The organism is Buchnera aphidicola (Tetraneura ulmi) (genome assembly GCF_964058925.1).
GTDB classification, from domain to species: Bacteria; Pseudomonadota; Gammaproteobacteria; order Enterobacterales; family Enterobacteriaceae; genus Buchnera_D; species Buchnera_D aphidicola_B.
Map to the genome: position 1 here is coordinate 1 of NZ_OZ060366.1, position 18,163 is coordinate 18,163.

At 23.7% G+C, this 18,163-nt stretch carries 18 protein-coding genes; 14 read left to right on the top strand and 4 right to left on the bottom strand.

Going from position 1 to position 18,163, the window contains the following annotated elements; all coding sequences use genetic code 11:
- Window positions 1–240 precede the first annotated feature (240 nt).
- From mnmG to atpC, 9 genes are all read left to right on the top strand, one after another.
- On the top strand, window positions 241–2,136 hold the full coding sequence (gene mnmG, locus AB4W66_RS00005; RefSeq protein ID WP_367674862.1) for a tRNA uridine-5-carboxymethylaminomethyl(34) synthesis enzyme MnmG: 1,896 nt from the start codon (window positions 241–243) through the stop codon (window positions 2,134–2,136).
- Window positions 2,137–2,307: 171 nt separating this feature from the next.
- Window positions 2,308–3,129: a F0F1 ATP synthase subunit A gene (atpB, locus tag AB4W66_RS00010; protein WP_367675098.1), complete on the top strand. Its 822-nt coding sequence runs from the start codon at window positions 2,308–2,310 to the stop codon at window positions 3,127–3,129.
- A 40-nt stretch (window positions 3,130–3,169) separates the two neighbouring features.
- On the top strand, window positions 3,170–3,409 hold the full coding sequence (gene atpE, locus AB4W66_RS00015; protein WP_367674863.1) for a F0F1 ATP synthase subunit C: 240 nt from the start codon (window positions 3,170–3,172) through the stop codon (window positions 3,407–3,409).
- A gap of 37 nt (window positions 3,410–3,446) precedes the next feature.
- The gene (locus AB4W66_RS00020; RefSeq protein ID WP_367674864.1) at window positions 3,447–3,953 is read left to right on the top strand and encodes a F0F1 ATP synthase subunit B; all 507 of its coding nucleotides are present in this window, start codon (window positions 3,447–3,449) and stop codon (window positions 3,951–3,953) included.
- Between the two features lie 19 nt (window positions 3,954–3,972).
- Window positions 3,973–4,530: an ATP synthase F1 subunit delta gene (gene atpH, locus AB4W66_RS00025; RefSeq protein ID WP_367674865.1), complete on the top strand. Its 558-nt coding sequence runs from the start codon at window positions 3,973–3,975 to the stop codon at window positions 4,528–4,530.
- Entirely contained in the window at window positions 4,520–6,097 is a 1,578-nt protein-coding gene (gene atpA, locus AB4W66_RS00030) for a F0F1 ATP synthase subunit alpha (protein ID WP_367674866.1), read from the top strand. Before atpH ends, atpA begins: the two co-directional genes overlap by 11 nt.
- A 24-nt stretch (window positions 6,098–6,121) precedes the next feature.
- Complete coding sequence (gene atpG / locus AB4W66_RS00035; protein WP_367674867.1) at window positions 6,122–6,988, top strand: ATP synthase F1 subunit gamma; 867 nt, start codon at window positions 6,122–6,124, stop codon at window positions 6,986–6,988.
- 30 nt (window positions 6,989–7,018) lie between these two features.
- Complete coding sequence (gene atpD, locus AB4W66_RS00040) at window positions 7,019–8,410, top strand: F0F1 ATP synthase subunit beta (RefSeq protein WP_367674868.1); 1,392 nt, start codon at window positions 7,019–7,021, stop codon at window positions 8,408–8,410.
- A gap of 37 nt (window positions 8,411–8,447) precedes the next feature.
- A complete protein-coding gene (gene atpC / locus AB4W66_RS00045) occupies window positions 8,448–8,870 on the top strand; it encodes an ATP synthase F1 subunit epsilon (RefSeq protein WP_367674869.1) in 423 nt (140 codons plus the stop codon).
- Between the two features lie 122 nt (window positions 8,871–8,992).
- On the opposite strand, the gene gyrB is transcribed toward atpC, so the two are convergent.
- The 4 genes from gyrB to dnaA form a co-directional block, all read right to left on the bottom strand.
- Complete coding sequence (gene gyrB / locus AB4W66_RS00050; RefSeq protein ID WP_367674870.1) at window positions 8,993–11,410, bottom strand: DNA topoisomerase (ATP-hydrolyzing) subunit B; 2,418 nt, start codon at window positions 11,408–11,410, stop codon at window positions 8,993–8,995.
- A gap of 84 nt (window positions 11,411–11,494) precedes the next feature.
- A complete protein-coding gene (gene dnaN / locus AB4W66_RS00055; protein ID WP_367675099.1) occupies window positions 11,495–12,220 on the bottom strand; it encodes a DNA polymerase III subunit beta in 726 nt (241 codons plus the stop codon).
- Window positions 12,190–12,612 (bottom strand): hypothetical protein, encoded by a 423-nt coding sequence (locus tag AB4W66_RS00060; RefSeq protein WP_367674871.1) that lies wholly within the window; start codon window positions 12,610–12,612, stop codon window positions 12,190–12,192. The genes dnaN and AB4W66_RS00060 overlap by 31 nt, the downstream gene beginning before the upstream one ends.
- Complete coding sequence (gene dnaA / locus AB4W66_RS00065; RefSeq protein WP_367675100.1) at window positions 12,609–13,970, bottom strand: chromosomal replication initiator protein DnaA; 1,362 nt, start codon at window positions 13,968–13,970, stop codon at window positions 12,609–12,611. Before dnaA ends, AB4W66_RS00060 begins: the two co-directional genes overlap by 4 nt.
- Window positions 13,971–14,224: 254 nt before the next feature.
- On the opposite strand from dnaA, the gene rpmH reads away from it, so the two are divergent.
- The 5 genes from rpmH to mnmE all read left to right on the top strand — a co-directional run bounded on the left by rpmH (window position 14,225) and on the right by mnmE (window position 18,154).
- On the top strand, window positions 14,225–14,380 hold the full coding sequence (rpmH, locus tag AB4W66_RS00070) for a 50S ribosomal protein L34 (protein ID WP_367674872.1): 156 nt from the start codon (window positions 14,225–14,227) through the stop codon (window positions 14,378–14,380).
- Between the two features lie 27 nt (window positions 14,381–14,407).
- Entirely contained in the window at window positions 14,408–14,728 is a 321-nt protein-coding gene (rnpA, locus tag AB4W66_RS00075) for a ribonuclease P protein component (RefSeq protein WP_367674873.1), read from the top strand.
- Entirely contained in the window at window positions 14,704–14,913 is a 210-nt protein-coding gene (yidD, locus tag AB4W66_RS00080) for a membrane protein insertion efficiency factor YidD (RefSeq protein WP_367674874.1), read from the top strand. Before rnpA ends, yidD begins: the two co-directional genes overlap by 25 nt.
- Before the next feature lie 62 nt (window positions 14,914–14,975).
- Window positions 14,976–16,685 (top strand): membrane protein insertase YidC, encoded by a 1,710-nt coding sequence (gene yidC, locus AB4W66_RS00085; protein WP_367674875.1) that lies wholly within the window; start codon window positions 14,976–14,978, stop codon window positions 16,683–16,685.
- 89 nt (window positions 16,686–16,774) lie between these two features.
- The gene (gene mnmE, locus AB4W66_RS00090) at window positions 16,775–18,154 is read left to right on the top strand and encodes a tRNA uridine-5-carboxymethylaminomethyl(34) synthesis GTPase MnmE (RefSeq protein ID WP_367674876.1); all 1,380 of its coding nucleotides are present in this window, start codon (window positions 16,775–16,777) and stop codon (window positions 18,152–18,154) included.
- Window positions 18,155–18,163 lie beyond the last annotated feature (9 nt).

An 18,163-nucleotide genomic window follows, 5' to 3' on the forward strand; every position in this document is an offset into this window, starting at 1 on the left:
TTATACACAGTTAATCCACATTAAAAAACCTTTATTTATCAATAAGTAAGCATAGTTATCCACAGGTTATCCATTTCTTAATAATAGTACTTATTCTTTTTATCTTTTTTTATTTAAAAATAAAAAGCAATAAAGGGTAGTTAAAAATATAATCTTTGATATTTTTTTAAAAAAAGTGTATATGTTGTTTTTTAGTTAATAACTATTTTATAGTTTGAATAAAACTGAAAGGTTTTTTTAATGATATTCGATAAAACTATTTTTGATGTGATTGTAGTTGGAGGAGGACATGCAGGAACAGAGTCAGCTTTAGCTTCTTCTAGAATGGGAAGAAAAACTTTATTGTTAACTCAAAATATAAAAACAATTGGTTACTTATCTTGTAATCCATCGATTGGAGGAATTGGGAAAAGTCATTTAGTTAAAGAGATTGATGCTTTAGGAGGATTAATGGCTAAAGCAATTGATTACTCTGGTATTCATTTTAAAATTTTAAATTCTACAAAGGGGGCTGCAGTAAGGTCAACAAGAGGTCAAGCTGATAGAACTTTATATAGAAAAGTAGTTATTTCTAAGATTAAAAAACAGAAAAATTTATATTTATTAGAAGATGAAGTAAAAGAATTGATTATAGATAGTTCTTCTGTTTCTGGAGTAATAACTATTAAAAATAATAAATTTTTATCTAAAACGGTTATATTGACTACAGGTACTTTTTTATCCGGTAAAGTTTATATTGGTAATAATTGTTATTTTGGTGGTAGAATTAAAGATAAATCATCAATTTTTTTATCTGATTGTATTAGAGATTTATCTTTTCGTGTAGGAAGGTTAAAAACTGGAACTCCTCCTAGAATTGATGGAAAAACTATTGATTTTTCTAAATTAAAAGTACAAAATGGGGATTTTCCTACACCTGTTTTTTCTTTTATGGGAAAAATTAGTGATCATCCTTTGCAAGTTTCTTGTTTTATTACTGAAACTAATGAGGAAACTCATGAAATTATAAGAAAAAATTTGGCTAAAAATCCAGTTTATCAAGGTTTAATAAAAGGTAATGGACCAAGATATTGTCCTTCTATTGAAGATAAGATTGTTCGATTTCCAGATAGGAAAAGTCATCGTATTTTTTTGGAGCCTGAAGGATTATTACAAAAAGAAATTTATCCTAATGGAATTTCTACAAGTTTTTCTATTGAGGTTCAGAAAAAAATTGTAAATTCAATTTATGGTTTAGAAAAAGCTAAAATTATTCATCCAGGTTATGCTGTTGAATATGATTATTTGGATCCTAGAGATTTAAAGTTAACATTAGAAAGTAAATTAATTAATGGGTTATTTTTAGCTGGTCAAATTAATGGAACTACTGGTTATGAGGAAGCGGCTGCACAAGGTTTATTGGCAGGTATTAATGCTGCTTTATATTCTTTAAATTCTGGTGATTTTTGGTTTCCTAAGAGAGATGAAGCATATATTGGAGTTTTAGTTGATGATTTATGCAATAAGGGTACAACAGAACCTTATCGAATGTTTACTGCTCGTGCTGAAAATCGATTATTTTTAAGAGAGGATAATGCTGATATAAGATTAACTGAGATTGGAAAAAAATTGAATTTGATTTGTGATAATAGATGGAATTTTTTTAATAAAAAATTATCTAATATTAAATTCCAAAGAAAAGAATTAAAAAAAGTTATTATTACTCCTAATTCTGAAGTTAGTTTTAAATTGAAAGAACGAATGAATGTATTAATAAAAGAGAAAATTAGTTTAGAAAGATTGTTTAAACGTCCTGAAATAAATTATTTATCTCTAATAAAAGAAAAAATTTTTGTAGATGAGTTATCTGGTTGTAGTTGTGAAATTATGAATTATATTGAAACACAAATTAAGTATAAAGGTTATATTGATCGACAAATTAAAGAAAATTTTCGTCAAAGATTAAATGATAGAATTATGTTATCTACTGATATAGATTATGGTAATATTACAGGTTTATCTAAAGAAGTAGTTTTAAAATTAAATTCTTATAAACCAGTTACAATAGGTCAGGCTTCTCGTATTTCTGGAATTACTCCAGCAGCTATATCTATATTATTAATTTATTTAAAAAAAATGTTTTTTTTAAAAAGGTAATTCACTTTACGAATTTTATTTTTTTTTGTAATATTAAAAAAAAATCTGCTTTTTATTTTCGAATTATTTTTTAGATATCTTGATTATATAAATTATTTTTTTTGTAGTTAGTAAAAAAATAATTTTTTGTTCATGATTATATTTAGTAAAATAAAAGGAGAAATGGACTTTATGGTTTTAAAGGTTATTTCTGATCCAAAGAGTTATATTATTCATCATTTGCATCATTTACAAATGAATTTATTTGATTTTTCTATAGTTAATGAATCAACAAATAGAAAAAGTAGTTTTTTTATAGTAAATCTTGATTCTCTTTTTTTTTCTTTATTTTTAGGATGTTTGTTTTTATTTTTCTTTTATAGGATTTCTAAAGAAGCAACTGTTAAACTTCCTGGAAAATTACAGTCTTTTGTAGAATTAGTGGTTATTTTTGTTGATACTAATGTAAAAGATATGTACAAAACTAAAAGTGTATTGATACCTCCTTTATCTTTGACAGTTTTTGTTTGGACGTTTTTAATGAATAGTATGGATTTGTTTCCAATAGATTTTTTTCCTCTTTTAGGAAATTCTATATTAGGAATAAATTTTTTGAAAGTTGTTCCTTCTTCTGATATAAATATTACAATGTCGATGTCTATTAGTATTTTTTTATTAATTCTTTTTTATAGTATTAAAAAGAATGGTTTTTTTTCTTTTTTAAAAAAGATGTCTTTACATCCATTTAATCATCCGTTTTTTTTTGTATTTAATTTAATTTTAGAATTAGTTACTTTATTTTCAAAACCAATTTCATTAGGATTGAGATTGTTCGGAAATATTTATTCTAGTGAAATAATTTTTATGATGATTTCTGGTTTAATTCCTTGGTGGGGACAGTTTTTTTTATCTGTACCTTGGTCCATTTTTCATATTTTAGTAATTTTTTTACAGTCATTTATTTTTATGGTTTTAACAATAGTATATTTATCTGCAGCAATTGAAGAGAATTAACTTTTTTTGTTTTTAAAAATAATTATTTAGAGAAAAATCAATGGATAATCCAAATTTAGATGTATTATATATTGCAGCAGCATTAATGATAGGTTTATCCTCAATAGGAGCTGCTATAGGAATTAGTTTGTTAGGTGGTAAATTTTTGGAAGGGGCTTCTCGTCAACCTGATTTAATTCCTGTTTTACGAACTCAGTTTTTTGTTGTTATGGGATTAGTTGATGCAATACCTATGATTTCAGTAGGATTGGCTTTGTATTTAATATTTGCTGCTGCATAGCGCTTTATTAATTAGTTTTAGAACAAATATCATAAGAATGATAAAGCGATTATTGTTAGGAGAAATAGTTAATATGAATTTTAACGCTACTATTATTGGTCAATCTATTTCTTTTATTTTTTTTGTTTTTATTTGTATGAATTATATATGGCCAAATTTGATAAATGTGATTGAAACTAGACAAAAAAATATTAAAAATTCTTTTTTAGAAATTGAAATAGCTAAACGAAATATTTTAATGGAAAGAAAAAAATTAAAGGAGGACATTAAAAAAGCTAAAAAGAAAGTATCTGAAATTATAGATTTGGCTAATAAAAATAGAAATTTGATTTTAGAAGAAGCTAAACGAATTGCTGATAAAAAAAGTAAAAAAATTATTGATTCAGCTAGAAATGTTATTGAAATTGAATCTTTTAAAGCGAATGAAGATTTAAGAAAAAAGTTAGGGGTTTTATCTATTTCTATAGCTAAGAAAATTTTAAATCGTAGTATTAGTAAAAAAGAACATTATGAATTAATTAATAAAGCGATGTCTGAATTTTAATATAGGATATCATAAAATAATGTTACAAAATAGAATAACAATTGCTCGTAATTATGCAAAAGCTGTTTTAAATATAGCGATTAAAGATGGATCAATAGAATATTGGGAATATGTATTAGATTTGTTTTCTAAAGTGATTGAATTAGATATAGTAAAAAAAAAAATTTTTTCCTCGAAAAGTTATATTTTAAAAATTTTTTCTTCTGTATTAAATAATAAAATTGACAGAAAAGTTAGAAATTTAATTTCTATAATTATAGATAATAATCGTTTGCTTTTACTTCCAGAGATATTAAAACAATTTTCTATTCTTAAAAATTTAAAAGATAATGTTATTGAGATTTTCTTGATTTCTGTTTGTCGAATTGAATCGTTTTTTTTGGATAAAATTACTAAGAAATTAGTAAAATGTTACCCATTTTATAAAATTTTAGTAAAACAAAAAATAGACAAATCTATTATAGGTGGTTTAGTTTTAATAGTTAACAGTAAAAAAATTGATTTTTCAATTTCCAGTCAAATAAGACAAATAAATAATTTTCTAAATAGTGAAGAGAAAGTAACTAATGAGAGTTAATGCAATTGAAATAAGTGATTTAATTCAAAAAAGAATAAATGAACTTGATATTACTGATTGTATGACGAGTTACGAAGGAAAAATTATTTCGGTTATTGACGGAATAATAGAAATTTATGGTTTATCTCATGCTATGTTAGGTGAGATGTTGGTATTACAAGGAGAAGATATAGTAACTCAATATGCAATTGTATTAAATTTAGATAGAGATATAGTTGGAGCTGTAGTTCTTGGTTCTTATCAGAATGTTAAAGAAGGAATGATTGTTAAATGCACAGGTAAAGTATTTTCAGTTCCTGTTGGTAGAAATTTATTAGGGAGAGTCGTAAATACTTTAGGAGAACCTATAGATGGAAAAGGATTAATAAAGAATGATTCGTTTTCATCTATAGAAGTAGACGCTCCAAGTGTTATTGATAGAAAATCTGTTAATGAACCTATTCAAACAGGATATAAAGCAATTGATTCTATGATTCCGATAGGAAAAGGACAACGAGAGTTGATTATAGGTGATAGACAAACAGGAAAGACAGCTATTGCTATAGATACAATAATTAATCAAAAAAAATCTAATGTAAAATGCATATATGTAGCAATAGGGCAAAAAATTTCTACAGTAGTTGATATTGTACAGAAATTAAAAGAGCATAACGCATTATCGCATACAATTGTTGTTGTAGCATCAGCTTCTGAATCTGCTTCTTTGCAATATTTAGCTCCATATTCCGGTTGTTGTATGGGGGAATATTTTAGAGATAAAGGAGAAGATGCTTTAATTGTATACGATGATTTGTCTAAGCATGCAGTTGCTTATCGACAAATTTCATTATTGTTAAAACGACCTCCTGGAAGAGAGGCTTATCCAGGAGATATTTTTTATTTACATTCTAGATTATTGGAACGATCAGCTCAAATTAATTCTAGTTGTGTTGAAAGAATTACTAATGGTTTAATTAAAAATAGAACTGGTTCATTAACGGCTCTTCCTATAATTGAAACACAGGAAGGAGATGTTTCTTCATTTGTTCCTACAAATGTAATTTCGATAACTGATGGTCAAATATTTTTAGAGACTTCTTTGTTTAATTCAGGAATTCGACCCGCAATTAATCCTGGGATTTCAGTTTCTAGAATTGGAAGTTCAGCTCAAAGAGAAATTATAAAGATTTTTTCAGGTAAAATCCGTACTTCTCTTGCTCAATATAGAGAATTATCTTCGTTTTCTCAGTTTTCTTCTGATTTAGACCCATCAACTAGAAAACAGTTAATTTTTGGAGAAAAGATTATTGAATTATTAAAACAGAAACAATATTCTCCAATTTCTATTGCTGAACAAGGAATATTATTGTTTATTTCTGAAAATGGTTTTTTAGATAGTATAGAAGTAAAAAATATTGTTCTTTTTGAGTATTTTTTCTTAAAATTTTTTAATCAAAATTATTCTAGTTTAATTGATTCTATTAATTTATCAGGATCATATAATAAAGATATTGAAACTGCTTTTTCATCGGTTATTAATCGTTTTAAGAAAGAAGAATTAAATGGTTTTTTTTCAAATTGTAAATAAAAAAATATAATTTTAGGATAATCAATGTCTTCATCGAAAGAAATTAGAGATAAAATTAATGCTATTTCAAATACTCAAAAAATTACTCAAGCAATGGAAATGGTTGCTGTTTCTAAAATGAGAAAAATAAAAATAAAAATGATAGACAGTTTTCATTATTTAGAGAATATTAAAAAAGTTGTTAACAATATTATTTTAGAGAAAAAATTAGGTTTTAAACATTCTTATTTAGAAAAGAGAAAAATAAAAAAAGTAGGAATAATAGTAGTTTCTACAAATAGAGGTTTATGTGGTAGTTTAAATAATAATCTTTTTAAAAAAATATTATTAAAAATAGAAGAATTATTAAAAAACGAAATTGATTACGAGTTAATTATTTTCGGTTTAAAAGGATGGAATTTTTTTTCTGATTATCATAATAAAATTATTTTTTATTCGGATGACGTTAGTGAACGTTTTAATTTAATTAAAATCAAACGGTTTATTAAAAAGTTTTTAAATTCTTATAATTCTAAGTTAATTGATGAGATTTATATTTCTTATAATCATTTTAAAAATTCGATGATATATGTTCCAAAAATTGTTAAATTATTACCAATTATTTTAAAAAAAAATCATAATAAAAAAAAAATATGGAGTTATTTGTATGAGCCTAATTTTAATTTTTTATTAGATATTATTCTAAATAAATTTCTTGAATCTAAAATATATAAAAGTATGTTAGAAAATGTTTCTAGTGAATTATCAGCTCGTATGGTTGCTATGAGAACGGCTACAGATAATAGTAAAAAGTCTATTCAGGAATGTAGATTGATTTATAATAAATTACGTCAATCTGCTATAACTCAAGAATTAACTGAAATTATTTCAGGATCTTCTGTAATTTTATAAAATTTAGAATAGAAGTAAGGTATATTAAAAATGTCTTTTGGTAAAATTATTAAGGTGGTAGGAGCTGTTGTTGATGTAGAATTTAGAAGAGACTCAGTTCCAAATATATATTATGCTTTAATTGTAAAAAATAAAAATTTAAATTTAATTTTAGAAGTACAACAACAATTAGGTTCTGGTGTAGTACGAACTATAGCAATGGGTTCTTCTAATGGATTAAAAATTGGTTTGTCTGTTATTAATTTGGGTCATATGATTAAAGTACCAGTGGGTTCACCTACTTTAGGTAGGATAATGAATGTTTTAGGAGAACCTATAGATTTAAAAGGGGATTTTAAAAGTAAAGATAATTCAGAAATAGAGTATAGAGAAATTCATCAGTTTCCACCTAGTTACTTAGATCAATCTACTTCTCAAGAAATATTAGAAACAGGAATTAAAGTAATTGACTTGATTTGTCCTTTTTCTAAAGGTGGAAAAGTAGGTCTATTTGGAGGAGCCGGAGTCGGAAAAACTGTTAATATGATGGAATTAATTCGTAATATAGCGATAGAACATTCTGGGTATTCAGTTTTTGTTGGGGTTGGAGAAAGAATTAGAGAAGGTAATGATTTTTATCATGAGATGAAAGATTCTGGGGTTTTAGATAAAGTTTCTCTTGTTTATGGTCAAATGAACGAACCACCTGGAAATAGATTAAGAGTTGCATTTACAGGACTGAGCATTGCTGAAAAATTCCGTGATGAAGGAAGAGATGTTTTATTTTTTATAGATAATATTTATAGGTATACTTTAGCTGGAACTGAAGTTTCAGCATTATTAGGAAGAACACCTTCTGCAGTTGGATATCAACCTACTTTATCTGAAGAAATGGGGAAGTTACAGGAACGTATTACTTCTACTATAAAAGGTTCAATTACTTCTATTCAAGCCGTATATGTTCCAGCTGATGATTTAACTGATCCATCTCCAGCAACAACATTTTCTCATTTAGATTCTACTGTTACATTGAGTAGACAAATTGCTTCTCTAGGTATATATCCGGCTGTTGATCCTCTTTCTTCTACTAGTAGATTATTGAATCCTAAGATTGTAGGTAGTGAACATTATGAAACAGCGTTAAATGTACAATTAATTTTACAAAGATACCAAGAGTTGAAAGATATTATAGCTATTTTAGGAATGGATGAATTATCAAAAGAAGATCAAACAATTGTTAACAGAGCTAGAAAGATTCAGAGATTTTTGTCACAACCATTTTTTGTAGCTGAAATGTTTACTAGTTTTTCTGGGAAATATGTTTCTTTAAAGGACAGTATTATTGGTTTTAAAAAGATACTTTCAGGAGAATTAGATCATTTACCCGAAAAATCTTTTTACATGATAGGATCTATTGAAGAGGCTTTAATGAAAGATAAATAAATATAGTTCTTTATCTTTTTATAAGTTAGGATTAAGGATGTTATTTATGCGTTTTTATTGTAGTTTAATTAGTATAGAAAAAATTTTTTTTTCTGGATTTATACTTAAAATTAAAGCATCTGGGGTTTTAGGAGAACTTGGTATTTATCCAGGTCATTCGCACTTACTTACTTACTTAAAACCGGGTTTATTATTAATAAAAAAAGAATCAAAAAATAAAGAATACATTTATTTATCTACTGGAATTATGGAAGTGAAACCTAAAAAGGTTACAATCTTTGCAGATACAATTATATTTAAAAAAGATTTAAATAAAAAATTAATTTTGGAAGAAAAAAAAAAATTAGAAAAAAAAATTAAAAATGAGGATTTTGGAATACATAGTAAAAATTGTATTTTAAATAAATTACAAGAGTCTTTAGAGAAATTAAAAATTATTAACATGATCGATTTTTCATAAAATATAATTTTAATATTTTATTATATCGGCAGGTCTAATTTCTCCTGCCGTATTTTTTTATTAAAAAATTAAAAATATATATTTTTAATTTATTTTTTTTTATTTAATATTTAAATATTGTTTTATACATCGATATTTTTTGCTTGTAGAGCATTAATTTGAATAAATTTTTTTCTTGGTTCTACGGTATCTCCCATTAAAGTAGTGAATAATTTTTCAGCTATATCTTTGTTGTTATTAGTGATTTGAATCATTCTTCTAGTACTTGGATTCATGGTTGTTTCCCATAGTTGAATTGGATTCATTTCTCCAAGTCCTTTATATCGTTGTATAAACATATTTTTTGAAATAGATGTTTTAATTATCCAATCTATTGTATCTTCTATATTTTTAACTAGATATATTTGATTATTTTTTTCTATTTGTAATTTTTTTATTTTTAGTTTTTTAAATTCTGAAATTAATAAGCAAATTTTTCTATATTCCTCGCATAAAAAGAAATTTTCTTGGAAAATAATTTTTTTAATTTCCCCATAAGAATTGATAATTAATAGAGGCTCAAATTTTTTTTCATTGAAATTATATATTAATTCTTCTGTATAAAAGATATTTTTATTTTCTTTTTTATTAAGTTTTTTTGCTAAATTAAATATCCAAAATTTTGTTTTTCTTCTTTTTTTTAGATCATTTAATGGATTTAAATAAATTAACGTTTTAATAATTTTTTTAGGTATATTAAAAAATTTTTTTTGGATTATTTTTTTTTTATTTAAATACTGTTTAAATATATTTTCAAATATATTTGTTTTTATTTTTTCTTTTTTAGGAATATTTGTGTAAATAGAAATTTCTTTAATTGCTATTTTAATTTTTTTTTTATGCATTTCTTCGTCATCTTTGACATAAATTTCTTTTTTTCCTATTTTTATTTTATATAAAGGAGGTTGTGCAACGTATAAATGCCCCCTTTGTATAATTTCTGGCATATATCGGTGAAAAAATGTTAGTAGTAAGGTTCTAATATGTGAACCATCTACGTCTGCATCAGTCATGATTATGATAGTATGATATCTTAACTTATTAGGGTTGTAGTCATTCTTTCCAATACCACATCCTAAAACAGTAATTAATGTTGCTATCTCTTGTGATTCTAACATTTTTTCAAAACGAGATTTTTCAACGTTTAATATTTTCCCTTTTAAAGGTAAAATAGCTTGGTTTTTTCTATTTCGACCTTGTTTAGCTGAACCTCCAGCAGAATCACCTTCAACTAAATAGATTTCTGATAAAGAAGGATCTTTTTCTTGACAATCTGCTAGTTTTCCAGGAAAACTATTTATTAGATCTAAACTAGTTTTTTTTCTGGTTATTTCTCTAGCTTTTTTAGCAGCATCTCTAGCTCTTGCAGCTTCAATTATTTTTCCTAAAATAATTTTAGTATCTGTTGGATTTTCTAAAAGAAAATCCATTAAATTTTCGTTTATTGATGATTCTACTGCTGATTTTACTTCTGAAGAAACTAGTTTTTCTTTAGTTTGCGATGAAAATTTAGGTTGTGACATTTTTATTGAAATTATCGCAGTAATTCCTTCTCTTGCATCTTCACCAGAAGCATTTATTTTTATTTTTTTTTTAATTCCTTCTTTTTCCATATAAATATTGAATGTTCTAGTGATTGCTGATTTAAAGCCAGCTAAGTGTGTACCACCTTCTTGTTGTTTTACATTATTAGTAAAACAGTAAATTGTTTCTTTGTAAGAATTATTCCATTGTATTGCTATTTCTATTTCTATGTTATTTTTTTTATTTAAAAAATAAAATATTTTTGGATGAATAATTGTTTTTCTTTTATTTAAGAATGATACAAATTCTTTAATTCCACCTTTATTTAAATATTTTTCTTTTCTTTTTTTTTCTATTTCTTTTAAATAAATTTCTATTCTTGGGTTTAAGAAAGATAATTCTTGAAATCGTTTAGATAATATTTCATAACTAAATTTTATGTATTTTTTAAATATTTTTTTATTTGGCCAAAATCGTATAAATGTTCCATTTTTTTTTGTTTTACTTATAGATTGGATTGATTTTTGTGGTATTCCTTTAATAAATTTTTGTTGATATATTTTTTTTTGACGATAAATTATTAATTCTAATTTTTCTGATAGTGCATTTACTACAGAAATCCCCACTCCATGTAATCCTCCTGATACTTTATAGGAAATATCATCAAATTTTCCTCCTGCATGTAGTACAGTCATGATTATTTCTGCAGCTGAAACTCCCTCTTCTGGATGAATATCTATAGGTATTCCTCTTCCATCATCTTCTACAGAAACAGAATTATCAGAATGAATTATCACAGTAATTTTTTTGCAAAATCCAGCTAATGCTTCATCAATTGAGTTGTCGATTACTTCGAATACCATATGATGTAATCCACTTCCATCATCGGTGTTGCCGATGTACATTCCTGGTCTTTTTTTGACGGCATCTAATCCTTTTAATATTTTAATACTAGACGCGTCGTATTTTTTTGACATAATAATTCCTAATTAATTGATAACATTATAAATTTTTTATAAAAAATTTTTTAGATTTTTTGTTTTTTATTAAAAAATATTTTTTTATATTAGAAGAGACATTATTAAATATTTAGAAGAGCTATTTTCAAGATCTTTAATTTGAATATTAGACAAATCATTATTAATTGTTAATTGAAGAGAAGTTCCTTTAATCACTTTTAATACGTCTAAAATATAATTAACATTGATAGAAATATTAATTTCATTTGAATCATTTTGATCAATAATTTCTATTATTTCTTCTGCGTATTCATCTTTTTGATTTTGACTTGTAATTTTTATGTTTTTATTATTGATATATAAAGAAATTCCATTAAATTGTTCATTACATAAAATTGAAATTCTATATAGTGCTTCTTGAAATTTTTTAGTATTTATTGTAATTTTTTTTTTGATTTTTTCTTGTACAAACAAATTTTTACAATTAGGGAATTCTCCGTCAATTAATTTACTAGTAAAAGTTAAATCATTAGTTTTAATACGAATATTTTGCTTATTAAATATAGATATTTTTATTAAAGATGATTTATCTTGTAATATTTTGGATAATTCATTAATTGTTGATTTTGGAATGATTATTGATTCTTTTAGATTTTCTATTTTAATTTTTTTTTTGTAAGTAGAAATTCTATATCCATCAGTAGACGTACTCCTAATATAATTTTCTTTAATTTCAAATAACATTCCATTTAAATAATGACGAACATCTGAATTTGCTATACAGAAATTTGTATATTTTATATTTTTTTTAAAATCTTTTTCTGATATAAAAAATTCATTTTTTTTTTTTTAAATTTATTAGGAAATATAGGAAAATTTTTATAAGGCAATGTAATTAAAGAAAAAAATATTTTTTTTGCAGTAATAATAATTTTGTTTTCTTTTTTTAAAATTGTTAATTTTTCCTTTTTTGGGAAAGAACGACATATATCTAAGAACTTTTTACCTGGGATTGTTATTTTTCCTATTTCGAAAGGTGGCTTCAAACATGTTTTAGTAGTTATTTCAATTTCTAAATTAGTAGATGTAAGAAATAGATAGTTTTTTTTAATTATAACTAAGATGTTACTTAAGATAGGTAAATCTGTTCTTTTTCCTAATAAAACATTTATTTTTTTAAGTGATTGTATTATTTCTTCTTTTTTTATAGTAAATTTCATAGTGATAACATTTTTATTAAATTTAATAGATCTTGTTTCATGTTTTTTTTTTCTTTTTGAAGTTTGTTAATTTTTCGATATGCATGCAATACGGTTGTATGATCTCTATTTCCAAATGCTTTTCCTATTTCTGGAAAACTATGGTTTGTTAACTTTTTAGACATGGTCATTGCTATTTGTCTTGGTTGGACTACTGATTTTGAACGTTTTTTAGACAATAAATCGGAAACTTTAATTTCATAATATTTTGCTACTGCTTTTTGTATTGTTTCTATTGTAATTATTTTTTCTTGTATTGAAAATAAATCTCTTAGTGTTTCTTTAACAAAATCTATAGTAATAGATTGATTTATAAATTTTGACTGAGCTATAATTTTATTTAGCGCTCCTTCTAAATCACGAACATTTGATGTTAGTTTTTTTGCAATATATAAAGCTATTTCAATAGGTAATAAAATATTTTTTTCTTTAGCTTTATTTAAAAGAATAGAAATTCTTGTATCTAATTCGGGAGGATCGATTGAGATTGTTAATCCCCATCCAAATCTTGATTTTAGTCTTTCTTCTACCCCGTTTATTTCTTTAGGATATCTATCAGAAGTCAATATAATTTGTTGGTTTCTTTCTAGTAGTGCATTTAAAGTATGAAAAAATTCTTCTTGAGAATGTTCTTTATTTGCAAAGAATTGTATATCATCGATAAGTAAAACATTTACTGATCGATAAAATTTTTTAAATTTTTCAATTGAATGTTCTTGAATTGATTTTACCATATTTTGAACGAATTGTTCTGAATGCATATATATTACTTTATTTAGTTTTTTTTTATATGTAATCATATTTCCTATGGCATGTAGTAAATGAGTTTTTCCTAGACCTGTTTTTCCATATAGAAACAGAGGATTATAAAAATTTCCTGTTTTATTAGCTATTTGATATGCAGCAGATTTTGCTAATTGATTAGATTTTCCTTCTATAAAATTTTCAAATTTATATTTTTTATTTAAACAAGAACGTTTAGACGATAACTTTGTTAATGATACACTATTTATATTAAAATTTATAGATTCTATAATTTTTGTTTCGTTTTTATATATATTTTTTTTTTCTTTTTTTTTATTAATTTTAATTTGTAGTATTGGTTTATTTTTTCCAAATATATCTAATATGGATTGATTTAAGTTAGAAATGTATTTTTCATTAATCCAATCAAAAACAAACTTATTTGGTGCATATAATATTAATGTATTATTGGTAATTAATTTTGCTTTTAAAGGAAGTATCCACATACTAAATTCTGTAGGTGTTAGTTTTTTTTGTAAATTAAAAAGACATCGTTGCCAAAGCAAAAACGACACGGTAGAAGACTCCATACGAACAAAGTTGATATTCAGAAGTAATAAACTTTATTTGAATAACTTAGTTTTCTTAACTTATAAATATTTTTTTAATTAATGATTCATTTTAAAAGATTAAATTTTATATTAGATTTTTTTATGAAAAACAGTTTTTTTAGATTCTCTTCGATTTTGTTGATTCAATGTAGTAGAATTATTTTTCTAAAAAATAATATAAAATAGATTATCATGCATTTTATTGAGGATAATAATAAATGAAAAGAACTTTTCAACCATCTAGAATAAAAAAAAAACGTTCTCATGGATTTAGAGAGAGAATGTCTACAAAAAATGGTCGTCGTATTTTATCTCGTCGTAGATCTAAATCCCGAATGTATTTAACTGTTTCTTGTCAAAATATAGGAAAATAATTGCATAAATATTGTTTTAGAAAAAAAATGAGGTTAGTAAAAAGAAAAGAATTTAATTATGTTTTTTTAAGTCCAAAAAAAATTTTTTGTAGAGAATTAGTATTTTTTTTTCGTAAAAGTCATATTTCTCATTCAAGAATAGGAATAATTATATCTAAAAAAAATATTAAAAAATCTAATGAAAGGAATAGAATTAAAAGATTAGTTAGAGAAACGTTTCGAATTTCTCAAAATAGATTAATTCCAATGGATTATATTGTTATAGTAAAGAAAGAATCTATGAATTTGAATAATAGTAAATTAATGGAGTTATTAAAACAGCTATGGAAAAAAAACTATCTTCTATAGTAGTTAAATTATTTGTTTATTTGATAATTTTCTATCAAAATTTCATTAGTTCTTTAATGATAAAAAGATGTCTTTTTTATCCTTCATGTTCAGAATATGCAAAATTAGTTTTAATTAAAAATGGTTTTTTGAAAGGTTTATTTTTAATAATTAAAAGATTAATTAAATGCCATCCCTATACTTAGTCAAATTTTATTTTTTTTTTGAAATTGTATGATAAATAGTATTAAATAATGAGATTAGAATAATGGATTCTCTTCAAAAAAAAATTTTTATTATTTCATTTTTTTGTATTTCTTTTTTTATTTGGAATTTTTTTTATAAAAATACGAGAATTCCTATTAATATATCGAATTTTAAGAATGAAAACAACAGTATAAAAAGAATGTTTGAGTTGAAATACATTAACAATAGTTTTGAAGTTAATAAAAAAAATATAAAAAATATAAATGAATATTATAAAAACGAAAAAGATAGCAAATATATTGTATTGAGCAATAATCTTATTTCTGTCTTTTTAAACAAATTTAATGGTACAATTAAAAAAGTTTTTTTGTTAAAATATAAAAATCATTTAGGTTCTGATTCTCCTTTTTGTTTATTAGATACAGAATCTAATTTTTTTTATCGATTAGGTGAAGGAATAACAATTAAAAAAAATGAAAAAAAAATAAATTTAAAATTAAATAAAATTAAAAGAAAGAATATTTTTAATAAAGCAATTATTTTTACAACAAATACTTTAAAAAAAGAATTAAGAATTCCATTTGTTTGGATTGATTCTATTAATGGAATTGTATATAAAAAAATTTTTGTTTTACTTTATGGAAAGTATTTTATTGAAATAGAAAATACTGTTTTAAATAATTCTAGAAAAGCAATAGATATATCTTTTTTTAATGAATTAAAGCAAAGTATCAATATTCCAATTAATCGTAGTAATAAAGACGATTATTATCATGAAAATAATCAACTTGATTTAAAGAAATATCGAGGTATTGTATATTCTACTGATTTAGAAAAATACAAAAAGAATTCTTTGAATTCAATAAATAAAGATAAAAAATTATTAACAAAAAATGGTTGGATAGCAATGGTTCAACGATATTTTGTAGCAGCTTGGATTCCTCAATCTTCAAAAATTAGTAATAATATAATTTATACAAATAAAACAAATAATAATATTGTAACTATAGGATACGAATCTAGACCAGTTCATTTACTTCCAAACAAAAGTTTTTCTTTTTCTTCGAAATTATGGATTGGTCCTTCTATTCAAAATAAAATGGCTGAATTAGCACCAAATTTAGATTTAACTTTAGATTATGGATATTTATGGTTTATATCTAAACCATTATTTAATATTCTTAGTTTATTACATTTTTTTATTGGAAATTGGGGTTGGTCAATAGTTTTTTTAACTATTTTGATTCGATTTTTGATGTACCCGTTAGCAAAATTTCAATATATATCTATGGAAAAAATTAAATTAATTCAACCTGAAATTGATTTAATTAAAAAAAAATATAAAAATGATAAACAAAAAATGAGTAAAGAAATAATTAACTTGTACAATTTAAAAAAAATAAATCCATTTGGAGGATGTTTACCTGTAATTATTCAAATGCCTATATTTTTAGCTTTATACTATATGTTAGTTAATTCTGTAGAGTTGCGTCATGCACCTTTTTTATTTTGGATTAATGATCTCTCTGATAGAGATCCTTATTTTGTTTTTCCTATTCTTATGGGATATACGATGTGGGTAATTCAAAAAACTTCTTCAAATAATTCTATGGATTCTATACAAAAAAATATTATGTATCTAGTTCCAATATTATTTACTTTATTTTTTTTATATTTTCCATCAGGATTAGTTTTGTATTATGTTACAAGTAATATTTTTACTATTTTTCAACAAAAAATAATTAGTCGTGGGTTTCGTAATAAAAGTTGATTTTTTAATAATCTTTTTATTAAGAATTATGATTAAAGTTTTTTCAACTGAAATAGTTTTATTTTTTTTATTTCTAAAAGATAAAAATTATGATTTTTAATGAAACAATTGTTTCTCAAGTTACTCCGAAAGGAAGATCTGGGGTTGGGATAATACGAATTTCTGGATCTTGTACTAGAGATGTTGCTATATCAGTTTTAAAGAAGATTCCTATTATTAGATATGCTACTTTTAGTTCTTTTTTTGATATTAAAGGAAAAGTTTTAGACAAAGGAATTGCTATTTTTTTTGATTCTCCGAACTCTTTTACTGGAGAAGATGTGTTAGAACTACAAGCACATGGTAGTCCAGTTGTTTTAGATTTGTTAATAAAAAATATTTTACTTATTCCTAATCTTAGAATTGCTAATCCTGGTGAATTTTCTCAAAGAGCATTTTTAAACGGAAGATTAGATTTAGTACAGGCAGAAGCAATTTCTGATTTAATTAATTCTACTTCGGAAAGAGCTGCAAGATTATCTTTCGATTCTTTACAAGGGAAATTTTCTAAATATATTAATGATTGTTTAGATGTAATTATTGAGTTACGTTCAACTATAGAACTTATAATTAATTTTTCAGAAATAGAACAAGAAAATGATCATCCAATTCTTAATATTAATCAAAAATTAAATTTTTTGTATGAAAAAATAGACCATTTAAAAAAATCTTTTTATTTTGAAAACTTTCTTAAAAAAGGAATAAAAGTAGTTATTGTAGGAGAACCCAATGTTGGGAAATCGAGTTTATTTAATTCTCTTTGTAATAAGGAAAATGCGATTGTAACAAATATTGCGGGTACTACTCGCGATGTATTGCGTTCTGATTTATATATAGATGGTTTTTTTTTTAATTTAATTGATACTGCAGGGTTTCGTTCTCCTATAGATAAAATAGAAAAAATAGGAATTGATTTAGCTTGGAATGAAATTATTACTTCTGATCAAATAATATATGTATTCGATGGCACAGTAAGTAAAGAAAAACAATATTTATTGTATAAGAATTTGTCTAATAGATTTTCTAAAAGTTCTAAAATAATTATTGTTATTAATAAATGTGATTTAATTTCAGAAAATAAAAATTTTTTTGTTAAACAAAAAAATGATAATTTTTCAATTTTACATATTTCTGTTAAGGAAGAAATTGGATTAAATGATTTAAAAAAGCAATTAATTAAAAATTTAAAAATTTCTAATTGGGATATGTCGGAAGATATTTTTTTAGTGAGAAATCGACATATCAATATATTAAAAAAAATAATAATTTTGTTTAAAGAACTAAAAAAAAAATGGAGTTTATTTAAAAATATTGAATTTTTAGCAGAGGATTTATTTAAAATACAAAAACTTTTCGGGGAAATTACCGGTATTTTTACTACTGAAGATTTATTAAAAAAAATTTTTTCTAGTTTTTGTATAGGAAAGTAGTTTAATTTT

Coding starts and splice junctions, on each gene's coding strand:
- mnmG (WP_367674862.1), top strand. CDS start 241: ATGATATTCGATAAAACTATTTTTGATGTGATTGTAGTTGGAGGAGGA.
- atpB (WP_367675098.1), top strand. CDS start 2,308: ATGGTTTTAAAGGTTATTTCTGATCCAAAGAGTTATATTATTCATCAT.
- atpE (WP_367674863.1), top strand. CDS start 3,170: ATGGATAATCCAAATTTAGATGTATTATATATTGCAGCAGCATTAATG.
- AB4W66_RS00020 (WP_367674864.1), top strand. CDS start 3,447: ATGATAAAGCGATTATTGTTAGGAGAAATAGTTAATATGAATTTTAAC.
- atpH (WP_367674865.1), top strand. CDS start 3,973: ATGTTACAAAATAGAATAACAATTGCTCGTAATTATGCAAAAGCTGTT.
- atpA (WP_367674866.1), top strand. CDS start 4,520: ATGAGAGTTAATGCAATTGAAATAAGTGATTTAATTCAAAAAAGAATA.
- atpG (WP_367674867.1), top strand. CDS start 6,122: ATGTCTTCATCGAAAGAAATTAGAGATAAAATTAATGCTATTTCAAAT.
- atpD (WP_367674868.1), top strand. CDS start 7,019: ATGTCTTTTGGTAAAATTATTAAGGTGGTAGGAGCTGTTGTTGATGTA.
- atpC (WP_367674869.1), top strand. CDS start 8,448: ATGTTATTTATGCGTTTTTATTGTAGTTTAATTAGTATAGAAAAAATT.
- gyrB (WP_367674870.1), bottom strand. CDS start 11,410: ATGTCAAAAAAATACGACGCGTCTAGTATTAAAATATTAAAAGGATTA.
- AB4W66_RS00060 (WP_367674871.1), bottom strand. CDS start 12,612: ATGAAATTTACTATAAAAAAAGAAGAAATAATACAATCACTTAAAAAA.
- rpmH (WP_367674872.1), top strand. CDS start 14,225: ATGAAAAGAACTTTTCAACCATCTAGAATAAAAAAAAAACGTTCTCAT.
- rnpA (WP_367674873.1), top strand. CDS start 14,408: ATGAGGTTAGTAAAAAGAAAAGAATTTAATTATGTTTTTTTAAGTCCA.
- yidD (WP_367674874.1), top strand. CDS start 14,704: ATGGAAAAAAAACTATCTTCTATAGTAGTTAAATTATTTGTTTATTTG.
- yidC (WP_367674875.1), top strand. CDS start 14,976: ATGGATTCTCTTCAAAAAAAAATTTTTATTATTTCATTTTTTTGTATT.
- mnmE (WP_367674876.1), top strand. CDS start 16,775: ATGATTTTTAATGAAACAATTGTTTCTCAAGTTACTCCGAAAGGAAGA.